Origin of the sequence: Phaeobacter sp. HF9A (assembly GCF_011806385.1) — a bacterium.
Taxonomy (GTDB): Bacteria; Pseudomonadota; Alphaproteobacteria; order Rhodobacterales; family Rhodobacteraceae; genus Epibacterium.
Genome location: NZ_JAATOX010000079.1, coordinates 1 through 18,969, shown reverse-complemented (window position 1 = coordinate 18,969; position 18,969 = coordinate 1). Strand labels below are relative to the sequence as shown.

16 protein-coding genes, 1 tRNA gene and 1 pseudogene are annotated in these 18,969 nt (G+C 61.6%); 5 read left to right on the top strand and 13 right to left on the bottom strand.

Translation table 11 applies throughout. The annotated features are described in order from the left end of the window. The 5 genes from HCZ87_RS13980 to HCZ87_RS13960 all read right to left on the bottom strand — a co-directional run. Positions 1–811 (bottom strand): fumarylacetoacetate hydrolase family protein (locus HCZ87_RS13980; RefSeq protein ID WP_217701964.1); only part of this gene is annotated, 811 nt, incomplete at its 3' end. 57 nt (positions 812–868) lie between these two features. Beyond that, positions 869–1,588, bottom strand: coding sequence for a FadR/GntR family transcriptional regulator (locus HCZ87_RS13975; RefSeq protein ID WP_167644536.1), 720 nt, complete (start codon positions 1,586–1,588; stop codon positions 869–871). A 33-nt stretch (positions 1,589–1,621) separates the two neighbouring features. Next, a complete protein-coding gene (locus HCZ87_RS13970; RefSeq protein WP_167644534.1) occupies positions 1,622–2,932 on the bottom strand; it encodes a TRAP transporter large permease subunit in 1,311 nt (436 codons plus the stop codon). A 2-nt stretch (positions 2,933–2,934) separates the two neighbouring features. Further along, entirely contained in the window at positions 2,935–3,513 is a 579-nt protein-coding gene (locus tag HCZ87_RS13965; RefSeq protein ID WP_167644531.1) for a TRAP transporter small permease subunit, read from the bottom strand. Between the two features lie 94 nt (positions 3,514–3,607). Continuing rightward, complete coding sequence (locus tag HCZ87_RS13960; RefSeq protein ID WP_167644529.1) at positions 3,608–4,633, bottom strand: TRAP transporter substrate-binding protein; 1,026 nt, start codon at positions 4,631–4,633, stop codon at positions 3,608–3,610. Positions 4,634–4,979: 346 nt separating this feature from the next. On the opposite strand from HCZ87_RS13960, the gene HCZ87_RS13955 reads away from it, so the two are divergent. Then, entirely contained in the window at positions 4,980–5,741 is a 762-nt protein-coding gene (locus tag HCZ87_RS13955) for an SDR family NAD(P)-dependent oxidoreductase (protein ID WP_167644528.1), read from the top strand. Here HCZ87_RS13955 and HCZ87_RS13950 read toward each other — a convergent pair. Continuing rightward, positions 5,738–6,454 carry a CbiX/SirB N-terminal domain-containing protein gene (locus HCZ87_RS13950; RefSeq protein WP_167644526.1) on the bottom strand — a complete coding sequence of 239 codons (717 nt, stop codon included), beginning with the start codon at positions 6,452–6,454 and terminating at the stop codon, positions 5,738–5,740. The genes HCZ87_RS13955 and HCZ87_RS13950 overlap by 4 nt on opposite strands. Positions 6,455–6,587: 133 nt before the next feature. Between HCZ87_RS13950 and HCZ87_RS13945 the strand changes: the two genes are divergently transcribed. The 4 genes from HCZ87_RS13945 to HCZ87_RS13930 all read left to right on the top strand — a co-directional run bounded on the left by HCZ87_RS13945 (position 6,588) and on the right by HCZ87_RS13930 (position 11,827). Beyond that, positions 6,588–6,661: transfer RNA gene (locus HCZ87_RS13945), tRNA-Gly, on the top strand. A 211-nt stretch (positions 6,662–6,872) separates the two neighbouring features. Continuing rightward, positions 6,873–8,675 (top strand): ABC transporter transmembrane domain-containing protein, encoded by a 1,803-nt coding sequence (locus tag HCZ87_RS13940; RefSeq protein WP_167644524.1) that lies wholly within the window; start codon positions 6,873–6,875, stop codon positions 8,673–8,675. A gap of 186 nt (positions 8,676–8,861) precedes the next feature. Beyond that, the gene (locus HCZ87_RS13935) at positions 8,862–10,760 is read left to right on the top strand and encodes an acyl-CoA synthetase (protein WP_167644522.1); all 1,899 of its coding nucleotides are present in this window, start codon (positions 8,862–8,864) and stop codon (positions 10,758–10,760) included. Positions 10,761–10,888: 128 nt separating this feature from the next. Further along, on the top strand, positions 10,889–11,827 hold the full coding sequence (locus tag HCZ87_RS13930) for an alpha/beta hydrolase (RefSeq protein ID WP_167644521.1): 939 nt from the start codon (positions 10,889–10,891) through the stop codon (positions 11,825–11,827). Between the two features lie 2 nt (positions 11,828–11,829). Here HCZ87_RS13930 and HCZ87_RS13925 read toward each other — a convergent pair whose 3' ends face one another. The 7 genes and pseudogenes from HCZ87_RS13925 to HCZ87_RS13895 all read right to left on the bottom strand — a co-directional run. Next, positions 11,830–12,672 (bottom strand): alkaline phosphatase family protein, encoded by an 843-nt coding sequence (locus HCZ87_RS13925; RefSeq protein WP_167644519.1) that lies wholly within the window; start codon positions 12,670–12,672, stop codon positions 11,830–11,832. Positions 12,673–12,845: 173 nt separating this feature from the next. Beyond that, on the bottom strand, positions 12,846–14,483 hold the full coding sequence (locus HCZ87_RS13920; RefSeq protein WP_167644517.1) for an ABC transporter ATP-binding protein: 1,638 nt from the start codon (positions 14,481–14,483) through the stop codon (positions 12,846–12,848). Continuing rightward, on the bottom strand, positions 14,480–15,295 hold the full coding sequence (locus HCZ87_RS13915; protein ID WP_167644515.1) for an ABC transporter permease: 816 nt from the start codon (positions 15,293–15,295) through the stop codon (positions 14,480–14,482). Before HCZ87_RS13915 ends, HCZ87_RS13920 begins: the two co-directional genes overlap by 4 nt. After that, positions 15,292–16,248 carry an ABC transporter permease gene (locus HCZ87_RS13910; protein WP_167644513.1) on the bottom strand — a complete coding sequence of 319 codons (957 nt, stop codon included), beginning with the start codon at positions 16,246–16,248 and terminating at the stop codon, positions 15,292–15,294. The genes HCZ87_RS13915 and HCZ87_RS13910 overlap by 4 nt, the downstream gene beginning before the upstream one ends. 1 nt (position 16,249) lies before the next feature. Beyond that, positions 16,250–17,836 carry an ABC transporter substrate-binding protein gene (locus HCZ87_RS13905; protein WP_167644511.1) on the bottom strand — a complete coding sequence of 529 codons (1,587 nt, stop codon included), beginning with the start codon at positions 17,834–17,836 and terminating at the stop codon, positions 16,250–16,252. A 195-nt stretch (positions 17,837–18,031) separates the two neighbouring features. Then, positions 18,032–18,493 (bottom strand): D-aminoacyl-tRNA deacylase, encoded by a 462-nt coding sequence (gene dtd / locus HCZ87_RS13900; protein ID WP_167644509.1) that lies wholly within the window; start codon positions 18,491–18,493, stop codon positions 18,032–18,034. Between the two features lie 217 nt (positions 18,494–18,710). Then, a pseudogene (locus HCZ87_RS13895) lies at positions 18,711–18,969 on the bottom strand (hypothetical protein); the annotation flags it as partial.

Below are 18,969 nucleotides of genomic sequence, written 5' to 3'. Positions count from 1 at the left end.
CAAGCGTGAAACTGTCATCAAAGATGCGGATGAAGGGGCCGAGGGAGGCGGAGGCGTTATTGTCCTTGGCCTTGCCCAAGAGCAGGGCAGAGCGGCCCTCGAAATCGCGCAGGTTGACGTCATTGCCAAGGGTCGCGCCCCGGATCTCGCCACGGGAGTTGATCGCCAGCACCACCTCGGGTTCGGGGTTGTTCCACTGCGAGCGGGGATGCACGCCGATCTGCGCGCCGCAGCCGACGGCGGACATCGGCTGCGCCTTGGTAAAGATCTCGGCGTCGGGGCCGATGCCGACCTCAAGGTATTGCGACCAGAGCCCGGCCTTTTGCAGATGCGCCTTCACCTCTGCCGCCTTGTCAGAGCCAGGAATAAGACCGCGCAGGCTGCCACCGAGGAGGTCGGCGAGCTCCGCCCGGATCGTTTCGGCCTGGGTGGGATCGCCCTTGGCGCGTTCCTCGATCACCCGCTCGATCATGGAGCCGGCAAAGGTCACCCCCGCTGCCTTGACCGCCTGAAGGTCACACGGTGCCAGCAGCTGACCCAGGCGGCCGCAGCCGTCGCCCGCATCGAGGAAATCGTCAAGCGAGCCCAGCGACGGCCCGCCGTCGCGCAGCGCCCCGGTCAGGTCTTCGATTTCCAGCAGCGCCGACATGGTCGGGGCAATCTGGGTGATGTCCAGCACCGCGCCATCCCGGATCAACACCAGACAGGGCCCATCGGCCGCATTGGACCAGACCCGGCCCAGAAGAAGTGCGCCGTCTGCCTCGGGCAATATGTCCTGTGCGCTGAGCGCCACTGCCGTGTTCTTCGTCATCATCTTACCCTTGTTTCATCTTGATCGTTGCTCCCTTGCCCGCAGCCTCAACGCCTGTCAGCCGGTGTTTGTCGGGGTTATGGCGGGGTCGGGAAAGGTGGCGAGCCCCTGCCGCAGATGCGTGCGCATGAGGTATTGGAACGCAAGGTGATCTGCTGCCTCGACAGCCCGCAATACCGCCTCATGTTCCGTATAGGTTTCGCCTTCGATAATCCTGAGCGTCTTGCCGCGCTGCATGATCCGCAGGATCACCGGCTTCATAATGCCGTAGACATCCAGAATGGACCGGTTGCCGGTCAGCGAGATCAGCTTGATATGGAATTGAAAATCAAACTCCGACGCATCGACAATGCTGCCCGCCTGCACCATTTTCTGATTGAGTTCGCGCAGCTCGGCCAGATCCTCGGGCGTGGCCGCGTCAAAGATCGACAGGGCGATGCCGGTCTCGATCAATTCGCGAAAGCCCTGGATGTCGTCAAAGGTCTCGCGTGAAATCTCGCCGACGTTGAAGGCAAAGATATCAAGCGCGCGATTCATGCGCTGGTCGATGATCGTGGCGCCCACCTTGGGGCGCACATCGGCGATGCCATAAGCCTTGAGCATGCGCATCGCCTCGCGCACCGTGTTGCGGCTGATCTCGAACCGCTCGCATAGCTCGCGCTCGGTCGGCAGCTTGTCGCCCACGGTCAGCCCTTCGGCGTCGATCAGGGCGCGGATCTGGTCCACCACCTGATCAACGGCCGATCCGGCGCCTGTCTCTTCGGTTTCGTCGTCCACGTTATGCCTCTGCTTTCCTGTTCACATCCTCCCTCAGATCGCCCAGGTGGCGATCGGCGGTAAGAAGAGAATCGTCGCCAGCACGATTAGTTGCAGAACAATGAAGGGCAAGAGCGCGGTATAAATGTGCTTGAGCGTGATTTCCTTGGGGGCGACGCTCTTGAGATAGAAGGCGGCCGGGCCGAAAGGCGGCGTCAGATAGGACACCTGCATGTTCACCGCAAAGAGAATGCCGAACCAGACCGGGTCATAGCCCAGCTGCACCACGATCGGCACAAAGATCGGCAGGGTGAGCAGCGCAATCCCGATCCAGTCAAGGAACATGCCAAGCACCAGCAGGATCAGCATCATTACCATGACAATGACAACCGGCGCCGCGTCGATCCCGAGGATCGCCTGAGCCACAAAGCGGTTGCCGCCCATCAGGTTATAGACCCCCACAAGCACCGCCGCGGCGATACCGATCCAGATGATCATGCCGCAGGTCTCCAGCGTGTGGACAAGGCTGTCCTGCACCATCTTTACCGTCAGCTCGCGCCGCAGGATCGCAATGATCAGCACCGCCGACACCCCCATGGCTGCCGCTTCGGTGATCGAGGCAATGCCGCCATAGATCGAGCCAAGCACGACAAAGACGATAAACAGCGGGGCGGCGAGGGCACGCAGCGCAGAAAAGACGGATTCCTGCGCCGCTTCTTCCTTGGACATTGGCGGGCCGAGCTGCGGATTGCGCCAGCACAGGAACAAGACGTATGCCACATAGAAGCCAAGCAACAGCAGCGCCGGAGTGATCGCGGCAATGAACAGATCGGCGATCGAGGTATTGGCCACCAGGCCGTAGATGATCAGCACGATCGAGGGCGGCATCATCGTGCCGAGCGAGCCGCCCGCACAGACGACGCCGATCGACAGCTTGCGATCATAGCCAAGCCGTAGCATCTGCGGCAGCGCCAGGATGCCCAGCAACACGATCTCGCCGCCGATCACCCCCGACATCGCCGCCATCAGGATCGCAACGATCAGGGTCTGGACAGCAACGCCACCGGGCAGCCGCCCGGCCAGGATTCGCATCCCGTTAAAGAGCGATTTCGCAATGCCTGAACGGTCCAGAAGCGCCGCCATCAGGATGAACATGGGAATGGCGATGAGGGAATATTCGGTGATAAAGCCAAAAATCCGCGAGGTCACCAGCGGCAAGGCCATGGGGCCGAACCAGCCGAAGGTAAAGGTCAGCGCGACAAGCCCCGTCACCCAGGCCAGCGGCTGACCGGTTAGAAGCAGCAAAAAAATCGCACCGACAAGCAGGTAGGAGCCGTATTCAATACCAATTGCGCTGAGGTTCATGGTCATTTGCCCCCTTTGATCGCGGCAGTGTCGGAGGTGTCGCGCCGGAGGGCCGCGATCAGGTGAAGGCAGGTTTGCGCGAACATCATCGCCACACAGAGCATCACCAGAAGCTTTAGCAGGGCCGGGGTTGGCGGGTTCCACGAGGTGCCGGTGCCTTCGAGGTGCAGCTTGCCGGTGGGGGTGAACCAGGATTTGCTCACCATGATCCAGCTCGCATAGGTCAGCCCGGCAAAGAAGACGAGCGCGATCAGTGAGTTGACGATATCGAGCATGCGGCGGCGGCGCGGGGTGACGGCGTCATAGATCATCCGCACCCGGATGTGCTTGTCGCGCGCCAGGGCGACCGGGCCGCCGATCAGAAAGATCGCGGCAATCAGGAAGCTGGTGGTCTCATGTGCCCAGAAGGTCGGGCTGTCGAGCACATAGCGGGCAAAGACTTCGACCACTGTGATCAGGAAGGCCACGAAGATCGCCCAGGCCAGAACCTTGGTTGATCGGGAAATCCCCCGGTCCAGCCCGGTGCGAATGTCGTCATCCTCATGTTCGATGCTGTCTATGATGTCGCTCTGATCGGCCATTTGCGGCGCTCCTCCTGCCTGTCAGGCTGCCTGTCTGGATCGCGCCCGGCGGATGCATTGCCGGGCGCGGTCATGTGTCATTTTTCCTGAGGGATCAGAGCAGGTTACGGCCCTGGAGATAGGCGATCACTGCGTCGTAGTAGCGCTGTGTCATCTCGGTCTTGGGCGCCCAGTTTTGCCATTCCTGCTGCGCGATGCGACGGAACTTGGCGCGTTCGTCACCCGACCAGTTGATGATCTCGATCTTCGGGTTGGCGTTGACCTCTTCCACGGCGGCGGCGTCCAGTTCACGCACCGAATAGATGTGGTTGAAGGCGAACTGGCTGACCGAGACTTTCAGGATTTCTTGCAGGTCCTCGGGCAGGCCGTCCCAGATTGCCTTGTTCATCGACACGTCGATCATCAGCAGCGAGTGGAACCCGGGATAGAGCGGGTAGGGCGCGATGTCGTTCATGCCAAGCGCCTGGTTGGTGGCAAAGACGGTATTGTCCGCCGCATCCACCACGCCCTTGTCGAGCGCCGAGAAGATCTCGGAGCCGGGCAGCGATACGGGCGCGGCGCCAGCCTTGGAGAAGATCTCATAGACCATGCCCTCGGGCGCACGCATCTTCACGCCTTTCAGGTCCTCGACGGTGCGGATCGGCACGCGGGAGACGAAGGCCTCCGGTTCGGTTGCCGCGGCGCCGATGAATTGCACGCCGTAGGGTTCGACCAGCTCGGCATAAAGCTCATGGCCGCCGCCGCTTTCCATAAAGCCCAGCAGCTCGAACGGATCGCTCCAGGCGCCGACGAGATTGCCCATCATCGCAAAGGCGGGGTCCTTGCCTGCGAAATAGCTCGGGTCGGTCAGGTGGCCTTGCAGAATGCCCGCGCCCACCGCTTCGAGCGTGTCCGTATGCGGCACAACCGCGCCGATGGGCAGGATTTCGATCTCGATCCGGCCACCAGAGAGTGTGCCGACCTCTTCTGCCCATTTCTGCTTGTTGACGAAGCCCGGCTCGCCTGCGGTCTCCGATGTCTGGAACGTCCAGTTGTAATCTGCTGCCAGGGTCGCGCTGGCCAGGCCGATGGCCGACACCGTCACGGCCGCCATTCCGGCAAACCTCTTGATGAAATTCATAACTTCCTCCCTTTGGTCCAGGCCCGGTTCAACTCCTCCAGAGAACCGGGCGGGGCTATCCGCCCCTTTGGTTGGACAAATAAGGCATAGCCCTGTGGGAATATCAATATTCCTCAGGCGGGGCGGAGCCGGATTCCCTTCTATTTGCTGTACCAGTATGGGGATAAATGCCCATTTGTCGACTTATACAGCCGTGTATACCGATTTTGACGGAGATTTTTCCATATTGGTCCGACAAAATAGAGGCGAATCGAATCGGCCAGAGCATCGGTGATTTCTTATTTGTCACCCAGATCGGCGCCGCGTGCCCTGGCACAACACCTGACCTCGCAAAAGGAGCTCCTGCATGATGACCCTCAAAGACAAGGTGGCGCTGGTCACCGGCGGCAACGGCGGCATTGGGCTGGCCATGGCGGCGGCGCTTGCCGATGCGGGCGCGATGCTTGCAATTGTTGGTCGCAACCCGACCAAGACCGCCGAGGCGGCGACCGCTCTGACGCGCGAGGGCGTCGAGGCGCCGCTGGCGATTTCAGGCGATATGACCCGTGAGGACAGCATCGCAGAGACCCTGGCGCAGGTCGTTGCGCGCTTTGGTGGGCTCGACATTCTGATCAACAATGCCGGAACCAACGACCGCAAGCTGCCGCAGGACTACGCGCTGGCGGAATGGAACAGGCTGCTTGCAAGTAACCTGACCTCTGCTTTCATGGCGTCAACGGCGGCCCATCCGCTGATGGCGGCGCGCGGCGGCGGCAAGATCGTCAATATCGGATCCATCATGTCGGTGCTCGCCTCGCCCATGTCCGCCCCCTATGCCGCGGCTAAGGGCGGTTTGGTGCAATTGACCAAGTCACTGGCGACGGCCTGGGCGGTGGACAATATTCAGGTCAATGCGATCTTGCCGGGCTGGATCGACACCGATCTGACCGTCACGGCAAGAGAGCAGGTCGAGGGGTTGAATGATCGGGTCCTGTCGCGCACCCCGGCGGGGCGTTGGGGGCGACCGGCGGATCTGGGCGGCGCGGCGCTCTTCCTCTGCGCGCCGGCATCGGATTTTGTTACCGGGATCAGCCTGCCGGTCGATGGCGGTTTTCTCTGCGCGGCCTAGGCGCAGGAGAGGGGCGCCGTGTCCTGCGCCCGTTGGATGGCGGCGGCGATGAGGGAGGGGGCCTCGGGAAGCGCGCCAAGCACCGGCAGGGTGTCACCGCGATAGCCGGCCTCGGTCAGGGCCTCGGGGATGTCATTGCGCACATGGGCGCCGGTTTGGGCAAAGAAGGGCAGGCAGAGGCTGCGCCGTCCGAGCGGGCGGGCGGCATCGGCAATGCTGGGCGCCTGTTCGACATAGCCGGTGCAGAGCGGCCCATGGGGCCAGGCCGCGCGCAGTTTGCTGGCAAAGGCCTCGGTCGCTTCGGCGGCTTTGGGCCCCCGGGCAGAGCCATGGGCCGCGAGCAAGACCTCGGTCTCCTCCGCGGCCCACCCCCGGCGCGCGCATTCCGATTGCAGCGCTCTTGCGGTCATGTCCGGCAGCGCCGGATCCATGCCAAAGGGCAGGGCCATGCGAAAGCGGTGCCCCCTAAGACGCTCCGGCAGCACCCGCCCGGTGAACCAGCCGCGCGCCATGAAGAAGGGATAGACCACCGCGTCATCGCTCATGGCGCGTTCCAGAAACCCCGGCGAGGCGAGCGTCGCGGAGCGGATCTCCCAGTCAGGCAGATGGTCCTGCACCGCTGCCGCCACGGCGGCCAGGTGGATTTCCTGCGGTGGCGGTGCGGAGGGCTGGCCGTGCGCGGTCAGTATGGCGATACGGGGGGCATGAGTCATGGCCACAATGTAGGGGGTTGATCGCGGAACACCAGATGCGATGTCGCGCGGAGGCGCATATGATGGCGCGGGCAAAAATACCGCTTATGTGGTTGACGACAAAAAATCCTTCCCATAAACCACAGGACACGAAGCGGGTATGGTGAAATGGTATCATAAGAGCCTTCCAAGCTTAAGGTGCGGGTTCGATTCCCGCTACCCGCTCCAGTTTTCCCCAAAACGCAAATAGAGACTGATTTTCAATCAGTTGTATTCGCTTTCTGCGGCGTTAGACCTCAGGGCGATGGCCAGTGTGGCCTTGACCTGCCGGGGTGTGGACGCCATGACAGCTGCGGGACAAAAGCAGCGATCACGCCACGGGAGTCCGGGCGCGACTGGGCGAATAGTCAGAGCGAAACAGAGCGAACAAGGAGCTCTTATGGCACGACGCGCGGTGACAACCTCGGCAAGCAATGAAGAGCGGGAAACCTCGCGCAAGATTGGCGTGCTCAAGGCGCTCTGGCCGTTTATGCAGCCCTACAGGGGGATGATATTCGCGGCGCTGGCGGCGCTGACGCTGACCGCCGCTGTATCGCTCTCGCTGCCCTTGGCGGTGCGCCGGGTGGTGGATAACTTCCGCATCACCGATGCCGCGCTCCTGAACCAGTATTTTTCCGCCGCGATGGTGATGGCGGCGCTTTTGGCGCTGGGGACCGGGCTGCGCTATGCCTTGGTCACCAAGCTGGGCGAGCGGGTGGTGGCCGATATCCGCAAGGCGGTGTTTGATCGCATCATCGGCATGAGCCCGGCGTTTTTTGAACGCATCATGACCGGCGAGGTGCTGAGCCGGATCACCACCGACACCACCCTGATCCAGTCGGTTCTGGGCTCTTCGGCCTCGGTGGCGCTGCGCAATCTGCTGATCTTTGCCGGCGGGCTGGTGCTGATGCTCTTGACCTCGGCCAAGCTCACCTTGCTGGTGCTGCTGATCGTGCCCGCCGTGGTGCTGCCGATCCTGTTTCTGGGGCGTCGCCTGCGGGCGATTTCCAAGGAGAACCAGGATTGGATCGCGGCCTCCTCCGGCAACGCGGGCGAGGCTTTGGGCGCGGTGCAGACGGTGCAGGCCTTCACCCATGAGACCCTGAGCCGCCAGCAGTTCTCCGAGCTGACCGAAACCTCCTATGAGGTGTCCTGCCGTCGCATCCAGACCCGGGCCTGGCTGACGGTGATCGTGATCTTCCTGGTGTTTTCCGGTGTCGTGGGCGTGCTGTGGATCGGTGCGAACGACGTGCGCTTTGGCACCATGTCCGAAGGCGCGCTGGTGCAGTTTGTGATCTATTCGGTGATGGTTGCGGGCTCTGTCGCGGCGCTTTCTGAAATCTGGAGCGAGCTGCAACGGGCCGCAGGTGCCACCGAGCGGCTGGTGGAGCTGTTGCAGGCGCAAGACAGCGTGGTGGATCCGGCCAATGCGGAGCGCCTGCCATTGCCGGTGCGCGGCGAGCTCTGCTTTGACAGGGTGAGCTTTACCTACCCATCGCGGCCCGATGTCTCGGCGCTGGAGGAGGTGGAACTGACCATCCAGCCGGGCGAGACCGTGGCCTTTGTCGGCCCGTCGGGCGCGGGCAAGACCACCATCATTCAACTGATCCAGCGCTTTTATGATCCGAAATCCGGCGAAGTGCGGCTGGACGGGGTGCCGCTGACCCATCTGGCGCGGGATGAGTTCCGCCGCCATATCGCGATGGTGCCGCAGGACCCGATCATCTTTGCCGCCTCGGCGCGGGAAAACATCCGCTTTGGCCGCCCCGATGCCACCGACGCCGAGGTCGAAGCCGCCGCCATTGCCGCCGCCGCGCATGATTTCATCACCACTTTGCCGCAGGGCTATGACTCCTATGTCGGCGAGCGCGGCGTGATGCTTTCGGGTGGGCAGAAGCAGCGCATCGCGATCGCCCGGGCGATCCTGCGGGATGCGCCGGTGCTCTTGCTGGACGAGGCCACATCGGCGCTGGATGCCGAAAGCGAGCGTCTGGTCCAGGCCGCCTTTGAGGAGCTCAGCCGTGATCGCACCACCATCGTGGTGGCGCATCGTCTGGCCACCGTGAAAAAGGCGGACCGCATCGTGGTGATGGAAGAGGGCCGCATTGTCGCTGTCGGCAGCCATGATGAGCTGGTCGCAGAGGGCGGGCTTTATGCGCGTCTGGCGCGGCTTCAGTTCACCGATGGGGCCGCCGTGGCCTGATCCATCGATGTGATTTGGTCCCGCCTTGGCCCCGGCTGGCGCAGTGACGGGGCCGAAATAGCGCAGCGTCACAAGATGGCTTCCTCAACGTGAAGCAGTCAGGTTGCTTGCGCGTGCGCCAAATTCCCACCATCTTGGGTCTGAGGAGCAATCAAGATCCGTGCAGCGGACCAGGGGAGGAGACCTATGGCTTTTGCGACAACTGCGGATGTCACCGCGATTGAACAGGAATGCGCCTGGGCGGATCGGGATCTTCCCAAGACGCTCTATGGGCTGTTGTCGCGCACGGCAGGCCGGTTTCCCGACAATCCGGCGGTCAGCTATCAGATCTTTTCCGGGCCAAAGGACAAGGCTGAAACGCTCAACTGGCGGCAACTGAAGGACAAGACCTGCCAGGCCGCCAATCTGTTTCGCTCCCTTGGCGTGGGCGAACAGGACGTGGTCGCCTATGTGCTGCCCAACGCAAACGAGACGCTGATCACCATGCTGGGCGGCGCCGTGGCGGGGATCGTGAACCCGATCAACCCGCTGCTGGAGCCGGAGCAGATTGCCTCGATCCTGCGGGAAACCAAGGCCAAGGTCGTGGTGACGCTGAAACCCTTTCCCAAGACCGATGTGGCGCAAAAGGTGGCCGAGGCCGTCGCCCATGCGCCGAGCGTCAAGACCGTGTTGGAGGTTGATCTCAACCGCTATCTGACGCCGCCGAAATCCTGGATCGTGCCCTTCCTGCGCCCCAAGGTCGACAGATCCCACGCCCATGCGGATTACCTGTGTTTCCGCAAGGAGATGGCGAAACAGCCCACCGAGCTGCAATTTGCCGATAGCGATGGCGACCGGGTCGCCTGTTATTTCCATACCGGCGGCACCACCGGCATGCCCAAGGTGGCGCAACATACCTATCAGGGCATGATCTACAACGGCTGGGTCGGCCATACGCTGCTCTTTACCGAAGAGGACAATATCATGTGTCCTCTGCCGCTGTTTCACGTCTTCGCCTGCCATGTGATCGTGATGGCCGCCGTTGCCTCCGGCGCGCATGTGGTCTTCCCGACGCCGCAGGGCTATCGCGGCGAGGGGGTCTTTGACAATTTCTGGAAGCTCTGCGAGCGCTGGAAGATCTCCTTTATCATCACGGTGCCAACCGCGATTTCGGCCAAGATGCAGCGGCCGGTGGATGCGGATATCTCCTCGATCAAGACCGCGTTCTCCGGCTCTGCGCCGCTGCCGCTGGAGCTGTTCCGCCGCTTCGAGGCGGCCACCGGCGTCACATTGGTCGAGGGCTACGGGCTGACCGAGGCCACCTGCCTGGTGTCCTGCAACCCCGTTGAGGGCGAAAAGAAGGTCGGCTCCATCGGCATTCCTTTCCCCTATTCCCACGTCAAGATCGTCAAGGGCACGCCCGAGGGGCTTGTGGAATGCGGCGTCGATGAGATCGGAGAGATCTGTGTTTCCACCCCCGGCGTCTATCCGGGCCACACCTATACCGAGGCTGAGAAGAACATCGACCTTTATTATCAGGACAACTACCTGCGCACCGGCGATCTGGGGCGGATGGACGGCGACGGCTATCTCTGGATCACCGGGCGGGCCAAGGATCTGATCATTCGCGGCGGTCACAACATCGACCCGGCCGAGATCGAAGAGGTCTTGCTGGGCCATGAGGCGGTGGCCTTTGCCGGTGCCATCGGCCAGCCGGATGCCCATGCGGGCGAATTGCCCTGCGCCTTTGTCGAACTGGTCGCGGGCAAAACGGTCACCGAGGAGGAGCTGCTGGCCTATTGCAAGCTCCATATCCACGAGCGCGCTGCCATCCCCAAGCATATGACCATCCTGCCGGAGCTGCCGAAAACGGCGGTGGGCAAGGTCTTCAAACCCGATCTGCGCCGCCACGCGATCATCCGCGTTTACAATGGCGCGCTGGAAAAGGCCGGGCTGACGGCGCGGGTGAGCTCGGTGCTCGACGACAAGAAACGCGGGCTGGTGGCGCAGGTGAGCCTGCACGGCAGCGACGCGCAGGATGTGGCCGGAGTGCTTGGCGCCTTTACCCGCCCCTGGGAGGAAGCGCCGGCAGAGGCGGGCAAGTAACCGCCTTTCCAGCGCCGCCGCAACGACCGAAAGCACGCCAGCGCTGGCATGCTTTTTGTCATTTTTCCGTTTCCAAGGCGGCGCGACACTCCTAGGATCATCACGCGGCATCAGCCACGGTGAAAGATATGAACTACGAAAAACGGATCGACGAGGAAACCTGGGCCTTTATTCAGAAGGCGAGCAGCTTTTCCCCGGATGACGGCACCGAGCAGGGGATCGGGGCGCAGCGGGCGCAGTATAACGCCATGGCGGCGGCCTTTCGCCAGCCCCGATCAGATCTGATCGAGGTCACCGAACGCACCGTGGGGGCGCTCCATGTGTCGGTCCGTATCTACACGGCGGGCGATCCGACCCGCACGGTGATGTATTGCCACGGCGGCGGATTCGTTCTTGGCGATCTCAACAGTCACGATGACATCTGTTGCGAGATTTGCGAACAGACCGGCTATCGGGTGGTGGCGGTGGATTATCGACTGGCCCCGGAAGAGCAGCACCCGGCCCAGTTCAATGATGCCTGGTCGGTGCTGGAATGGATTGCCCAGACCTATGATGATGGCGGGGTTGTGCTTGCGGGCGACAGCGCCGGGGCGACGCTCTGTGCCTGTGTGGCGCATCATGCGCGCGGGCGGCTGGACGTGGTGATGGGGCAGGTGCTGATCTATCCCGCGCTGGGGGGCGATCCGAGCCTGCCATCCTATAGCGAACATGCCCAGGCGCCGATGCTGACCCGCGATGACATGGCGTTCTACAGTGATATCCGCACAGGGGGGGCCGCGCCGACGGCGGACCCGACCTATGCGCCGCTTCAGGACAGCGATTTTTCCGGCCTGCCGCCCACGGTGATGTTCTCCGCGGATTGTGATCCGATCCGTGACGATTGCGCCGCCTATCGCGATGCGATCAAAGCCGCCGGCGGTCAGGTTCATTGGGTGAACGAGACCGGGCTGGTGCATGGCTATCTGCGCGCCCGCCACAGCGTCCAGCGCGCCCGCGACAGTTTTGAGCGGATCACCCTCGCGATCGAAGGGCTGGGGCAGGAGATCTGGCCCTACGACGACGATTAAGCCTATGCTTGGCGCAAAAAGGGCGAGGCTTTCATCGTGTCTGCCAGTGGCGCGCCGAGGAGACTGAGGATTGTTGGCGCAAGCTGTAGCTGGTCAATCACATGGTCGGCGGACGGGCCGGTGGCGTCGCCAAAGTAATAAAGCGCCGTGTCCTGTTGCAGCGGATCATGGCCACCGTGATGGCCACGTGCGTCCTGTCCGTGGTCGGCGGTGACAATCACCTCATAGCCCATCTGACGCCAGCGCGGAATAAAGGGGGCGAGCATCTCATCCATGATGAAACAGGCCTGGTCCATTTCCTGGCAGTCGTGAAAGAACCGATGCCCCATACTGTCCAGCGTGCAGGTATGCAGCATGCCGTATTGCAGATCAAAGCGCTGGCAGAGGTTGGTCAGCGTGGCGAAGAGATCTACATCCGAGGGCGTCATCTGATTGCTGTGACCATAGCCCGTCATGGTGTGAAAGCGCCCGTGATTGATCGTAGTGCTTTCTGGTTCATCATATTCGATATCGCGCACCCGGTCGAAGGGCGCGCGATTGAAGAACTCAGACCAGAAGCTATGCGCCACGGCACCGGTGACGCCACCCGCCTTGCGCACCTGTGCAAAGACATCATCCTGCGTCAGGCGAAAGACATTTCCATTGCCGGTGCAGCCATGGTCCTGCGGGCTGACGCCGGTGTGGATCGAGGCATAGCAACTGGCGGAGATTGAGGGCAGCACCGCGCGATGTTTCCACATCTTGGCCTCGCCCGACTGGACCCAGCCTTCGAGATTGCCAAACAGGCGGCGGAAGTTGCGATAGGGCACGCCGTCAAGGATGATGAGCAGAAGTTTGCGATCCATTGGGCGATCCTAAACTGGGGTGGATTTGGTTCGGCAAGGACAGCCCCCGCCTGGGGGGCGGGCGGGGGCTGTCCGGCCTTCGGCCGAACGGGACATGTCTGTTCTTCCGTCATGAAAAAGCGCCCCATGATATGGGAGGCTTAGGTCTCGCAGCGCAGGGATATGCCCGAGCATCAGTTCCCCGCGCTTTCCATCTTGCGGTTTGCGATGACCTCTTCCAGCCAGCCCAGCCTCATTTCCGGCACCGAGCTCAGCAGCAGGTCGGTATAGTCATCAAAGGGCGGCGTCAGCACCTGCGTCTTGGAGCCATAGCGCTGCACCTTGCCCTTATACATCACCGCGATATTGTCCGAGATCGCCTTCACCGTCGCCAGATCATGGGTGATGAAAAGATAGGCCACATCCTCGATCTTTTGCAGATTCAGCAACAGCTTGAGGATGCCATCCGCCACCAGCGGATCCAGCGCCGATGTGACCTCGTCGCAGATGATCACCTTGGGTTTGGCGGCCAGCGCACGAGCGATGCAGACGCGCTGTTTTTGTCCGCCCGAGAGCTCCGCCGGGAAGCGGTCGATAAAGCTCTCGCCCAGTTCGATCTCATCCAGCAACTCGATGATCCGCTTGCGTTTTTCGGCACCGCGCAGGCCAAAGTAGAACTCCAGCGGGCGGCCGATGATGGTGCCCACGGTCTGGCGCGGGTTCATCGCCACATCCGCCATCTGAAAGATCATCTGCAATTCGCGCAGATCCTCGCGCGATCGGGTCTTGAAATCTTCCGTCAGGGTGCGACCGGCAAAGAAAATCTCGCCCTCGCTCGGCGGCAACAGGCCGGTGATCACCCGCGCCAGCGTCGATTTGCCGGAGCCGGATTCACCCACCACCGCCAGCGTCTGACCGGGGTAGAGATCCACATTGACGTTGTGCAGCACGTCGAACTTGGTGCCCTTGTAGCGCGCGGTGACATTGCGCACCGACAGCACCGCCTCCTCGGTGGGGGCTTTTTCCTCGTGGTTGATCGAACGCACCGAAACCAGCGCCTTGGTGTAGTCTTCCTGCGGATCGTTGATGATCTGATCGACCGAGCCATATTCGACCTTGTCGCCGTTGCGCAGCACCATGATATCGTCGCTTACCTGCGCCACGACGGCGAGGTCATGGGTGATATAAAGCGCCGCAACACCGGTGTCGCGAATGGCCTCCTTGATGGCCATCAGGACGTCGATCTGCGTGGTCACATCCAGCGCCGTGGTGGGCTCGTCAAAGACCACCAGATCCGGTTCAGGACAGAGCGCCAGCGCGGTCATGCAGCGCTGCAACTGCCCGCCCGAGACCTGGTGCGGATAGCGCGCGCCGATGTTTTCGGGATCGGGCAGGCCGAGCTTGTCAAACAGCGCCCTGGCGCGGGTCTCGGCTTCCCTGCGGGAGAATTTCCCCTGCTCGACCGCGGCCTCGATCACCTGTTCCATGATGGTCTTGGCGGGGTTGAAGGAGGCCGCGGCGGATTGCGACACATAGGTCACCTCGCCGCCGCGCAGCCTGCGAATATCGCTGAGCTTGCTTTTCAGGATATCGCGCCCGTTGATCCAGACTTCGCCGCCGGTGATTTCGACACCGCCGCGCCCGTAGGCCATGGACGACAGCCCAATGGTGGATTTCCCGGCCCCGGATTCACCGATCAGCCCCAGCACCTTGCCGCGTTCGAGATCAAAGCTGACCCCATGCACGATTTCGATATCCTTGGGCGGCTCGCCCGGAGCATAGACCGTTGCGCCGATTTTCAGGTCGCGGACCTTGAGGAGTGGTTCGCTCATCCCCGGCCTCCTTTCAGCGATGTGGTTCGGTTGAGGATCCAGTCCGCCACCAGGTTCACGGAGATTGCCAGCGTGGCGATGGCGGCAGCGGGCATCAGCGCCGCAGGGATGCCATAGACGATCCCGTCCTTGTTCTCCTTCACGATGCCGCCCCAGTCTGCTTCGGGCGGTTGTACGCCAAGGCCGAGGAAGGACAGGGTGGACACAAAGAGCACCATAAAGATAAAGCGCAGACCCATCTCGGACACGAGCGGCGAAAGTGCGTTTGGCAGGATCTCGCGGAAGATGATCCACATGGTTTTCTCACCGCGCAGGCGGGCGGCTTCGACGTAGTCCATGACCTCGATATCCACCGCGACAGCCCGGGCCAGCCGGAACACGCGGGTGGAATCCAAAAGCCCCATCACGATGATCAGCACCGGCAGCGTCACCGGCATCACCGAGAGCACAACCAGCGCAAAAATCAGCGTGGGAATGGACATCACCAGGTCGATAAAGCGCGACAGGACCTGATCCACCCAGCCGCCACTCACCGCCGCCGTCAGGCCAAGCACGGTGCCGGTGAGAAAGGAAATCGCGGTTGCTGCCGTGGCGATAAAGATCGTGGTACGTCCACCATAGATCATGCGGGTCAGCAGGTCGCGGCCAATGTTGTCGGTGCCCAGAAGATACTCCGAGGAGGAGGGCTCCCAGACGTCACCGACCACTTCGGCCATGCCGTAAGGGGCCAGCAGCGGAGCAAAGATCGCCGTGAGAAAGAACAGCGCCGTAAAGAACAGCCCGATGAGTGCAGAGATAGGAATATTCTTCATTTCGGATGCCTCAGGCGCGGGTTGGCGAGGATCGAGACGATATCTGCGACCATGTTCAGCCCGATATAGACGGCGGCAAAGATCAGACCGCAGGCCTGCACCACCGGCACATCCCGCTTGGAGACGTGATCGACCAGATATTGCCCCATGCCGGGATAGACAAAGACCACTTCGATCACCACGACACCAACCACCAGATAGGCAAGGTTGAGCATCACCACGTTGACAATGGGCGAGATGGAGTTCGGGAAGGCATGGCGCCAGATGATCTTGAACATCGTGAGGCCCTTGAGCTCGGCAGTCTCGATATAGGCCGATTGCATCACGTTCAGGATCGCGGCGCGGGTCATCCGCATCATCTGCGCCAGTACCACCAGCGTCAGCACGGTGACGGGCAGGGCGATGGAATTGAGCTTCTGACCCAGGCTCATGCTGTCATTGATCATCGCAACCGAGGGAAACCAGCGCAGTTTGACGGCCAGCAGATACATCAACACATAGCCGATGAGAAACTCGGGGATCGAAATCGAGGTCAGGGTAAAAGCGGAAATCAGTTTGTCGGGCCAGCGGTTTTGGTAGCGCACCGCCAGAAGGCCGAGGAAAATGGCCAGCGGCACAGAGATCGCGGCGGCCCAGAAGGCCAGGAACATGGTGTTCGACAGGCGTGATCCGATGGCGGTGGTGATATCCTGACCGGAGGTCAGCGCAGTGCCCAGATCGCCGTGCAAGGCGCCCCAGAGCCACTGGAAATAGCGGGTGACCGGCGGATCATTCAGCCCCAGGTCGGCGCGCAGATTGGCCAGCGCTTCGGGGGTGGCGGATTGCCCGAGGATGGATTGCGCCACATCTCCCGGCAGGATCATGGTGCCCGCGAAGATCAAGACGGAAACCATCAACAGCAAAAGCAGGCTCAGCGCAACGCGCTGAGCCACAAGTTTCAGGATGGGGGCCATCTTAGGCTTTGACCCACATTTTCATGGGCGCATAGAAGTTGTTCAGCTCAAAGCCCGCTTTTGCGTCGACCCAGCCGTCCACTTCGGTGCTGACACCGTCAATGAAGCTGTTGAACATCGGGCAGACCAAGCCACCTTCGTCGCGGACCATGGTGGACATATCCGCATACATCTGCGTCCGCTTGGCCTCATCCAGTTCTGCGCGTGCCGCATAGAGCAACTGGTCGAATTGCTCGTTGTTGAAACGGGTGTCGTTCCAGTCTGCGGTGGACAGATAGGCGGTTGAGAACATCGAATCCTGCGTCGGACGGCCACCCCAGTAGGAGGTACAGAAGGGCTGTTTGTTCCAGACCTCGGACCAGTAGCCATCGTTTGGCTCACGCTTGATTTCGAGGTTGATGCCGGCTGCCGAAAGCGATTGCTGGAACAGCGCTGCCGCATCCGGCGCACCCGGGAAGGAGTTATCGGAGGTCCGCAGCAAAATGGAGCCGTCATAGCCCGATTTCTGCATGTGGAACTTCGCCTTGTCGGGATCGTAGGTGCGCTGCTCCAGTTCAGTGAACAGCGGATAGGACGAGTTGATCGGCGTGTCGTTACCAATAGAGCCATAGCCGTTCAGGATCTTGTCGACCATTTCCTGACGGTTAATGCCGTATTTCAGCGCCATGCGCACATCGTTGTTGGCAAAGGGATCTTTGTCGCAATGGGCAATGAACACATAGTGACCCGGACCTGCGGTTTCACGCACGTCGATGGTCGGGGCACGGTCCACAAGGCGGGCAGTGCGCGGCGGAACGCGGTTGATCATATGCACCTGACCAGACTGCAGGGCAGCAACACGCGCGGTATCGTCGTTGATGACAATAAACTCGATGGTGTCGGCATGACCCAGCGAGTCGTCCCAGTAGTTGGGGTTCTTTTCCGCAACAAAGCGCACGCCGGGCTCGACCGATTTCAGGATGTAGGGGCCAGTACCGATCCCTGCCGCCGGATCGTCCTTGCCACCACCCGGCTGGATCAGCAGGTGGTAGTCGGTCAGCAAATAGGGCAGGTCTGCGTTGGGTTCGTCCAGTTCGATGATGAAATCAGACCCCTCGGCGCGCATGGATTTGATCCCGCGCATAATGCCGAGCGCGCCGGATTTACTTTCCTCACCGGAGTGACGCTCCATCGTGGCAAGCACGTCTTCGGCGGTCAGTTCCTTGCCGTTGGAGAAGGTCACACCCTGACGGATTTTGAAGGTCCAGACGCGGGCGTCGGCAGAGGCGTCATAGCTTTCGGCCAGACGGTGCCAGATGCCGCCCATCGGGTCGAGTTCGACCAGCGGCTCGCCCCAGAGACGGCCAATAGAGCTTGCGGTGGCATTCGCGGCCAGTGCCGGATCAAGGCTGTCAGCAGAGCTGCCGCCCTGAATACCAATCCGGATGGTGCCGCCCTTTTGCGGGCCGGCGGCCTTGGCGGCGCTGGCCAGCAGGGTATTGGCTCCAAGCGCGGTCACGCCAAGCGCGGCGGCACGGCCGAGGAATTCGCGGCGGCTCATCCGGCCCATGGCAGCCTGAAGCGCCAGATAGTTTAGCTGTTTGGTCATCGTGTGGTCTCCCTGTCGAGGTTCAAGTTGGCCCCGTTTTTTCTTGAATGGTGAATCAAGATTTGCCGATTTACGGCATCGGGGCAAGAAGTATTGCCAAAAACGTCATGCCATCGCGCTCTCGCGGCTTGGTCCGGCCTGGGGCATGCGCCCCATGGATGCAGCATTTGACATGCAAAAAAAACAACTGGTCGGTCATCCCGTCTTTTGAGGCTGATCCATGGTATCCAGCCAAATTGTAACAGGACCATCGTTCACCAGCGAAACTTTCAGATCCGTGCCAAAACGCCCCGTTTTCGCCGGCAAACCAGTGTCGCGCATTTTTTCACAAAAACAGTGATATAGGCGCTCTCCTTCATCTGCGGGCGCGGCGTTGGAAAAGCCGGGGCGGGTGCCGCTGCGGGTGTCGGCCCCGAGGGTGAACTGGCTGACCACCAGCACCGCGCCGCCGATATCCTTGACGGATCGATTCATCTTGCCGGCGTCATCGCGAAAGATGCGCAGCTTGGCGATTTTTTTCACCAGCTGGGCGGCCTCTGCCTCGCTGTCGCCTTTCATGGCGCAGACAAGGATCAGCAGGCCGGCACCGATCTCGCCGACGGTGCTGTGATCCACGCTGACTCGGGCTTCGCTCACTCGTTGCAAAAGGGCGCGCATGTCTAGCCCTTGTGCAACATAGGGCCGAGGCGGCCTGGCATGCGCGCAGCCGGGCGTCGGCGTGCAGGTTCGAAAGGCTGGTCTAACTCGCTCAGAGCGCTGTTGGACAAAATATCACTCCCCAAGGTTTGGCGCGAACATGACGGGCGCGTCGGGAAAAGGCAAGCAGGAGTCGGAAATAAGCCTTCGGCGTGATCTACGCTGCAAAGTGAGAGGCTCAAAAGCCGTTCGGAACGCGGATACTGGGCAGGTCAACGCCCTGCATGGACCCCTCCTGCTGCGCGGTGCCGACAAAATACGCAATGCCCCCCACCACGATCAGCGCCGCCAGCACAGCAAAGGCGATTTTCCAGACGGAATAGGGGCGTTCGCCCTGTACGCGCCCGGATTGCCCATTGATCACAAACCGATAGCTCTTGCCGCGATACTTATAGGCAGCCATCCAGACCGGCAGCAGGATATGCTTGAAGGTGACG

Excerpts from the sequence above, each read along its gene's own strand:
- HCZ87_RS13955 (WP_167644528.1), top strand. The coding sequence starts at position 4,980 with ATGATGACCCTCAAAGACAAGGTGGCGCTGGTCACCGGCGGCAACGGC.
- HCZ87_RS13915 (WP_167644515.1), bottom strand. The coding sequence starts at position 15,295 with ATGAAGAATATTCCTATCTCTGCACTCATCGGGCTGTTCTTTACGGCG.
- HCZ87_RS13920 (WP_167644517.1), bottom strand. The coding sequence starts at position 14,483 with ATGAGCGAACCACTCCTCAAGGTCCGCGACCTGAAAATCGGCGCAACG.
- HCZ87_RS13960 (WP_167644529.1), bottom strand. The coding sequence starts at position 4,633 with ATGAATTTCATCAAGAGGTTTGCCGGAATGGCGGCCGTGACGGTGTCG.
- HCZ87_RS13965 (WP_167644531.1), bottom strand. The coding sequence starts at position 3,513 with ATGGCCGATCAGAGCGACATCATAGACAGCATCGAACATGAGGATGAC.
- dtd (WP_167644509.1), bottom strand. The coding sequence starts at position 18,493 with ATGCGCGCCCTTTTGCAACGAGTGAGCGAAGCCCGAGTCAGCGTGGAT.
- HCZ87_RS13930 (WP_167644521.1), top strand. The coding sequence starts at position 10,889 with ATGAACTACGAAAAACGGATCGACGAGGAAACCTGGGCCTTTATTCAG.
- HCZ87_RS13910 (WP_167644513.1), bottom strand. The coding sequence starts at position 16,248 with ATGGCCCCCATCCTGAAACTTGTGGCTCAGCGCGTTGCGCTGAGCCTG.
- HCZ87_RS13940 (WP_167644524.1), top strand. The coding sequence starts at position 6,873 with ATGGCACGACGCGCGGTGACAACCTCGGCAAGCAATGAAGAGCGGGAA.
- HCZ87_RS13935 (WP_167644522.1), top strand. The coding sequence starts at position 8,862 with ATGGCTTTTGCGACAACTGCGGATGTCACCGCGATTGAACAGGAATGC.
- HCZ87_RS13950 (WP_167644526.1), bottom strand. The coding sequence starts at position 6,454 with ATGACTCATGCCCCCCGTATCGCCATACTGACCGCGCACGGCCAGCCC.
- HCZ87_RS13970 (WP_167644534.1), bottom strand. The coding sequence starts at position 2,932 with ATGAACCTCAGCGCAATTGGTATTGAATACGGCTCCTACCTGCTTGTC.
- HCZ87_RS13925 (WP_167644519.1), bottom strand. The coding sequence starts at position 12,672 with ATGGATCGCAAACTTCTGCTCATCATCCTTGACGGCGTGCCCTATCGC.
- HCZ87_RS13905 (WP_167644511.1), bottom strand. The coding sequence starts at position 17,836 with ATGACCAAACAGCTAAACTATCTGGCGCTTCAGGCTGCCATGGGCCGG.